This is a genomic window from Streptomyces sp. NPDC056347 (genome assembly GCF_042262625.1).
GTDB lineage: Bacteria > Actinomycetota > Actinomycetes > Streptomycetales > Streptomycetaceae > Streptomyces.
Genome location: NZ_JBHJQP010000278.1, coordinates 1 through 6,482, shown reverse-complemented (window position 1 = coordinate 6,482; position 6,482 = coordinate 1). Strand labels below are relative to the sequence as shown.

Below are 6,482 nucleotides of genomic sequence, written 5' to 3'. Positions count from 1 at the left end.
GCCCCCGGGTGCTGGACCCGGGGGCGGGGCCTCCTTGCTGGTGCCGTGCCGGCCGGCGGTCAGAAGCGGCGCGTGATCAGCGCCCGCTTGACCTCCTGGATCGCCTTGGTGACCTCGATGCCACGCGGGCAGGCGTCCGTGCAGTTGAAGGTGGTGCGGCAACGCCACACACCGTCACGGTCGTTGAGGATCTCCAGGCGCTGCTCGCCGCCCTCGTCGCGCGAGTCGAAGATGAAGCGGTGCGCGTTGACGATCGCCGCCGGGCCGAAGTACTGCCCGTCGTTCCAGAACACCGGGCACGACGAGGTGCACGCGGCGCACAGGATGCACTTGGTGGTGTCGTCGAAGCGCTCGCGGTCCTCGGGGGACTGCAGACGCTCGCGGGTCGGCTCGTTCCCCTTGGTGATGAGGAAGGGCATGACGTCGCGGTACGCCTGGAAGAACGGGTCCATGTCGACCACGAGGTCCTTGAGGACCGTGAGGCCCTTGATGGCCTCGATCGTGATCGGCTTCTCCGGGTTGATGTCCTTGATCAGCGTCTTGCAGGCGAGCCTGTTCTTGCCGTTGATCCGCATCGCGTCGGAGCCGCAGATGCCGTGCGCGCAGGAGCGACGGAACGTCAGCGTGCCGTCCATGTCCCACTTGATCTTGTGAAGGGCGTCGAGGACGCGCTCCTTCGGGTCGATCGAGACCTGGAAGTCCTCCCACTCGGCCTCGTCGGAGACCTCGGGGTTGAACCGGCGGATACGGAAGGTCGCCGTGATGTACGGCGAGGCGGCGGACTGCGCCTCGACCTTGTCCAGAGTCGGGGTTGCCATCAGTACTTACGCTCCATCGGCTGGTAGCGGGTCTGGACGACGGGCTTGTAGTCGAGCCGGATGGACTCGCTGCCGTCGGCCGCGACCTCGCGGTACGCCATGGTGTGGCGCATGAAGTTGACGTCGTCGCGGTTCGGGTAGTCCTCGCGGTAGTGACCGCCGCGGGACTCCTTGCGGGCCAGCGCGGAGGTCGCCATGACCTCGGCCAGGTCGAGCAGGTTGCCCAGCTCGATGGCCTCCAGCAGGTCCGTGTTGAACCGCTTGCCCTTGTCCTGGATCGACACGTCCTGGTAGCGCCTGCGCAGCTCGGCGATCTTGTCGACGGCCGTCTTGATGGTCTGCTCGGTGCGGAACACCATCACGTTGGCGTCCATGCACTCCTGGAGCTCCTGACGGATCGCCGCGACGCGCTCGGTGCCCGTGGAGTTCCGCAGCCGCTCGACCTGGTCGACGACCATCTGCGCCGGGTTCTCGGGAAGCTCGACGAAGTCGCTCTTCTCGGAGTACTCGGCGGCGGCGATGCCCGCGCGGCGCCCGAAGACGTTGATGTCGAGCAGCGAGTTGGTGCCCAGGCGGTTGGCGCCGTGCACGGAGACACAGGCGACCTCGCCGGCGGCGTACAGGCCCGGGACGACGGTGGTGTTGTCGGCCAGCACCTCGCCCTCGACGTTGGTCGGGATGCCGCCCATGGCGTAGTGCGCGGTCGGCTGGATCGGGATCGGGTCCGTGTAGGGCTCGATGCCGAGGTACGTGCGCGCGAACTCGGTGATGTCCGGGAGCTTGGCGTCCAGCTGCTCCGGCGGCAGGTGCGTGAGGTCGAGGTAGACGTGGTCGCCCTCGGGACCGCAGCCGCGGCCCTCACGGATCTCCGTGTAGATGGAGCGGGACACGACGTCACGGGACGCGAGGTCCTTCATGACCGGCGCGTACTTCTCCATGAAGCGCTCGCCGTCCTTGTTGCGGAGGATGCCGCCCTCACCGCGGGCGCCCTCCGTCAGCAGGATGCCCATGCGCCAGATGCCCGTCGGGTGGAACTGGAAGAACTCCATGTCCTCCAGCGGCAGGCCCCGGCGGTAGCAGGCGGCCTGGCCGTCACCGGTCAGGGTGTGCGCGTTCGACGTCACCTTGAAGAACTTGCCGGTGCCGCCCGAGGCGTAGATGACCGACTTCGCCTGGAAGACGTGGATCTCGCCGGTGGCCAGCTCGTAGGCGACGACGCCGGCGGACTTCTTGACGCCGTCCTCCTCGACGACCAGCTGGTCCAGGACGTAGAACTCGTTGAAGAACTCCACGCCCTCCTTGACGCAGTTCTGGTACAGCGTCTGGAGGATCATGTGGCCGGTGCGGTCGCCCGAGTAGCAGGCGCGGCGGACCGGGGCCTCACCGTGGTTGCGGGAGTGACCGCCGAACCGGCGCTGGTCGATCTTGCCCTCGGGCGTACGGCCGAACGGCAGGCCCATCTTCTCCAGGTCGAGGACGGCGTCGATGGCCTCCTTCGCCAGGATCTCGGCGGCGTCCTGGTCGACCAGGTAGTCGCCGCCCTTGATGGTGTCGAAGGTGTGCCACTCCCAGTTGTCCTCCTCCACGTTGGCCAGCGCGGCGGCCATGCCGCCCTGCGCGGCGCCCGTGTGGGAGCGGGTGGGGTACAGCTTCGTGAGCACCGCGGTGCGGCTGCGCTTCGTGGACTCGATGGCCGCGCGCATACCGGCGCCGCCGGCGCCGACGATGACGGTGTCGTACTTGTGGATCTGCATGATTTCCTCTGGTCCCTCTGGCCCGGCGCCTAGCGGATGTTCGGGTCGAAGGTGAAGATCACCAGCGTGCCCAGCAGGACGGTGAAGACCGTGGCGGTGTACAGGAGCATCTTCAGCCAGAACCGGGTGTTGTCCCGCTCGGCGTAGTCGTTGATGACCGTACGGAGACCGTTGGCGCCGTGCAGCATGGCCAGCCACAGCATCCCGAGGTCCCACAGCTGCCAGAACGGGGAGGCCCAGCGGCCCGCCACGAAGGCGAAGCCGATCTTGGACACGCCGCCGTCCAGCACGAGCTGGATCAGCAGGTGGCCCAGGACCAGGACGACCAGGACGATGCCCGACAGGCGCATGAAGAGCCAGGCGTACATCTCGAAGTTGGTGCGCGAACCCTTGGGGGTCTTGCCGGTGCGCTTGCGCGGCGGCTCGATGACCGGGGCGGGGTTGTCGACGTCGTACAGGCCGACACCCTCGACGGAGCCGATCGCGGCGGAGGACTCGGTGGACATGGGCCTCAGCTCCCGAAGACTTCGCGTACGGCGTGGCCGAGGACCGGGTACAGAGCCCCGACCATCAGCACGATCCAGATGCCCACGACCGACCAGAGCATCTGCTTCTGGTAGCGCGGGCCCTTGGCCCAGAAGTCCACGGCGACGATGCGCAGACCGTTCAGCGCGTGGAAGAGAATCGCGGCCACCAGGCCGTATTCCAGCAGCGCGACGATCGGCGTCTTGTACGTGGCCACGACGTCGTCATAGGCCTCGGGGGAGACGCGGACGAGAGCGGTGTCCAGGACGTGTACGAACAGGAAGAAGAAAATGAGGACACCGGTGACTCGATGAGCCACCCAGGACCACATGCCTTCCCGGCCGCGGTACAGCGTTCCAGCCGGCACGGAAGAACCCTCCGGGAGCGGGGATTGGGGTCGGCCGGCTTGACTGTCGGTCTGACCCGGCCGGGTACGGTCCACCGGCCCCGGCCATCGTAGCGACGCTTTGTCGGTTCGTTCGCGCGGGGGCCCGCGGTGTGATCAAAGTGGCAATCAAACAGGCACGGACGGGCTAGAACGGGCTGTTCGGCGCACTCGCCGAGTCCTTTCCGTTATGAACCCGATACCAGGTCGATGATGCGGCCCCGGGCGAGCCGCCGCATCTCGTCGGCGCTGACGACCCGCTCCTGGTCCGACTCGTGACCCAGTCGGGCCCGGATGCCGGCGAGCACCTGGTCCGGCTGCTCGGCGGGGTCCAGTCCGTCCAGGCACATCACGAAGACATGGCCGAAGCGCGATTCGTACGCGGCGTGCGCGGCCCGCAGCGCCAGATGGGCGGAGTGCGGCGCGGTGTCGTGCAGACCGGGGGAGACCTCGGCGGCGAGCGCCTCGGAGAGGTCCGCGGGGGCGAGGTCGTACCCCGCCTCGTCGGCCGCGGCGAGCAGCGAGTCGAGATCGGGGTAGGGGCGGTGGGCGGCCAGCCGCTGGGCCCAGCGGTGGCTTCCGCAGCAGTCCAGCAGGGCGGCCTCGGCCTCGGCGGACGGCGCGGTGTTGAAATCGTCGAGCCCCGGGGCGGGGGCGGGGCCGGAACTCTGGGCGGGTACGGCCGTCCGGGTGGCCGGTTGCCGCAATTGCTCCGGGAAGCCGGCGCGGGACTCGCTGGACCTGGACAGCGTGGGCTCCTCGGATCAACGGCATCTGTGACCCTGGGGCGGGGAGCGACGGAGGGGACCAGGCAGATGCGGGGCGAAGGGGGGAAGCTGGGTACGAATGGTTCTCAACGCTAGCGATCAGCGGCAACGCACGTCCGACAAATGCGCGAACTTCACCCGGACGGGAGTGTTTCGGAACGCCCGGTGAACCGTAGACCAGGGAGACGGAAAAGCTGTTCGTCCGGTGCCACCCGGCGTTTCGGGTGGACGACCCCGTACGCGCCACGGCTCTCCGCGCCCCTCACGCCCCCACGTCCACCCCCGCTCCTCACGCCCCCGCTTCTCACCCCCCCCACGGACAACGGAGGTTTCCGACCGATGCCGCTCTCACGTGGCGCACTCGTGGCAGGTGCGGCCCTCACCGCGGCGGCCGCCGCGACGGTCGCGGTCGTCGTCTGGCCGGAGGGCTCCGGCACCGGACCCGCCGGCCGGGAGACGGACGTACGCGCCGTCGTCCCCTCGCCCACCCGGAGCTACCCGCTCTCCACCGCACCCCGCACCATCCCCGCCGTACGGGAGCACCGCGCGGCCCACGGCCCCGGCTGGCGGCCCGGCCAGGGCGGCGGGGTCGTCGTCGCGGCCGGCAGCGGGGCGCTCGCGGACGAGGGGCGGCTGCTCGCCGGGGAGCTGGGCATCCGCTACCGGGGCGAGGTCCCCGTCCGCGCGGGTGACGTGGAGCTGGCCCTCGCCCCGGGCGGCGGCGCCCCCGAGTCGTACACCCTCGACGTCCACGACGGCCGGGTCCGGATCAGCGGACCGGACGAGGCCGGGGTCTTCTACGGGACGCGCACCCTGAAACAGTCGGTGCGCGCCGACGGCTCGATGCCGGAGGGCGAGGTGCGCGACCGCCCCGACCGGCCGCAGCGCGGCCTCAACCTGGACATCGCCCGCAAGCACTACACGGCCGCCTGGATCGAGGACCGGCTGCGCGAGATGGGCGACCTCAAGCTCAACCAGCTCGGCCTGCACTTCTCCGACGACCAGGCCTTCCGCATCGAGTCCCGCACCCACCCCGAGGTGGTGTCGCCGCAGCACCTCACCCAGGCGGAGGTACGGCGGATCGTCGCCCTCGCCGCCCGGCTGCACATCCAGGTCGTCCCGGAGATCGACTCGCCGGGACACCTCGGCGCGGTGCTCCGCGCCCACCCCGGGCTCCAGCTGCGCAACGTCTCGGGCGTGCGCTCGCCCGGGTCCCTGGACATCTCCGACCCCGGCTCGGCGAAGATCGTCGACGAACTCCTCGGCGAGTTCACCGAGCTCTTCCCCGGCTCCTACTGGCACCTGGGCGGCGACGAGTACCTGGCACTGATGGCCCGCGACCCGGCCGCCTCCTACCCGCAGCTCCAGCGCGCCGCCCAGCAGAAGTACGGGGCGGCGGCCTCCATCAAGGACCTGACCACCGGCTGGCTGAACGACCGCGCGGCGGTGGTGCGCCCGCACGGCAAACAGCCCAAGGCGTGGAACGACGGCTTCTTCCGCGACGGGACCGTCCACGCCGACCAGGACATCGAGGTCGAGTACTGGACGGGCAAGGAGTACGGCGCCCGGCAGCCCGAGGAGTACCTGCGCGAGGGGCGGCGCCTGGTGAACCTCAACGACGAGTACCTCTATTACGTGCTCGGCCAGCCCAACAACTTCGTCTACCCGACCGGTGAGCGGATCTACGAGCAGTGGACCCCGCTGGTCCTGCGCGGCACCAGCCCGGTCCCGGCCTCCTACTCCGGCCGGATCCTCGGCGGCCGGTTCGCGGTCTGGGGCGACCTCCCGCAGGCGCAGACCCCGGAGCAGGTGGCCCGGGGCATCCGGATGCCGCTGCGCGCGGTCGCCCAGAAGCTGTGGGTCCCCGGCAGACCGGCGCTGAGCTGGGACCGCTTCCGCGCCCTGGCCGACCGGCTGGACGCGACGGGCTGAACGCGATTCCTGTGGACAGGGAGGAACGCAGCGCCTAGGTTCCGGATGTCGCGCGTTCCGGGGAGGAACGTGCCTTTCCGCGTGCCCGTGAACCGCTCGCGCGCACAACCCCGGGGGGTTCCGCTTCATGCTCTGCTCCACCTGCCGTCTCAGACCGCCGGTCACCGGTGACGGGCGCTGCGCGCCCTGCGCCGGCGCCGCCGGGGTACCGGCGGCACCGGCCTTCTACGCGCCGCAGCAGTACCTGCGTTCGCCCGAGGGGCTCGCGAGGGCCGTCGTCGTGCTGCTGTCGGTGGTCGCC

Annotated in this window: 6 protein-coding genes; 1 reads left to right on the top strand and 5 read right to left on the bottom strand. The window is 70.0% G+C overall.

All coding sequences use genetic code 11. From position 1 onward, the window contains the following. Positions 1 to 59: 59 nt before the first annotated feature. From ACFCV8_RS35075 to ACFCV8_RS35055, 5 genes are all read right to left on the bottom strand, one after another. Complete coding sequence (locus ACFCV8_RS35075; protein ID WP_376689568.1) at positions 60 to 818, bottom strand: succinate dehydrogenase iron-sulfur subunit; 759 nt, start codon at positions 816 to 818, stop codon at positions 60 to 62. Continuing rightward, complete coding sequence (sdhA, locus tag ACFCV8_RS35070) at positions 818 to 2,572, bottom strand: succinate dehydrogenase flavoprotein subunit (protein WP_376689567.1); 1,755 nt, start codon at positions 2,570 to 2,572, stop codon at positions 818 to 820. The genes ACFCV8_RS35075 and sdhA overlap by 1 nt, the downstream gene beginning before the upstream one ends. Positions 2,573 to 2,601: 29 nt before the next feature. Next, complete coding sequence (locus ACFCV8_RS35065) at positions 2,602 to 3,078, bottom strand: succinate dehydrogenase hydrophobic membrane anchor subunit (protein WP_376689566.1); 477 nt, start codon at positions 3,076 to 3,078, stop codon at positions 2,602 to 2,604. A 5-nt stretch (positions 3,079 to 3,083) separates the two neighbouring features. Then, positions 3,084 to 3,464 carry a succinate dehydrogenase, cytochrome b556 subunit gene (sdhC, locus tag ACFCV8_RS35060; RefSeq protein ID WP_073781590.1) on the bottom strand — a complete coding sequence of 127 codons (381 nt, stop codon included), beginning with the start codon at positions 3,462 to 3,464 and terminating at the stop codon, positions 3,084 to 3,086. 206 nt (positions 3,465 to 3,670) lie between these two features. Next, positions 3,671 to 4,189: a 2-oxo-4-hydroxy-4-carboxy-5-ureidoimidazoline decarboxylase gene (locus ACFCV8_RS35055; protein WP_376689565.1), complete on the bottom strand. Its 519-nt coding sequence runs from the start codon at positions 4,187 to 4,189 to the stop codon at positions 3,671 to 3,673. A gap of 399 nt (positions 4,190 to 4,588) precedes the next feature. Between ACFCV8_RS35055 and ACFCV8_RS35050 the strand changes: the two genes are divergently transcribed. Then, positions 4,589 to 6,181, top strand: coding sequence for a glycoside hydrolase family 20 protein (locus ACFCV8_RS35050; protein ID WP_376689564.1), 1,593 nt, complete (start codon positions 4,589 to 4,591; stop codon positions 6,179 to 6,181). Positions 6,182 to 6,482 lie beyond the last annotated feature (301 nt).

Bases quoted from the DNA above. Each gene is read 5' to 3' on its own strand.
- ACFCV8_RS35075 (WP_376689568.1), bottom strand. From the start codon at position 818: ATGGCAACCCCGACTCTGGACAAGGTCGAGGCGCAGTCCGCCGCCTCG.
- sdhA (WP_376689567.1), bottom strand. From the start codon at position 2,572: ATGCAGATCCACAAGTACGACACCGTCATCGTCGGCGCCGGCGGCGCC.
- ACFCV8_RS35065 (WP_376689566.1), bottom strand. From the start codon at position 3,078: ATGTCCACCGAGTCCTCCGCCGCGATCGGCTCCGTCGAGGGTGTCGGC.
- ACFCV8_RS35050 (WP_376689564.1), top strand. From the start codon at position 4,589: ATGCCGCTCTCACGTGGCGCACTCGTGGCAGGTGCGGCCCTCACCGCG.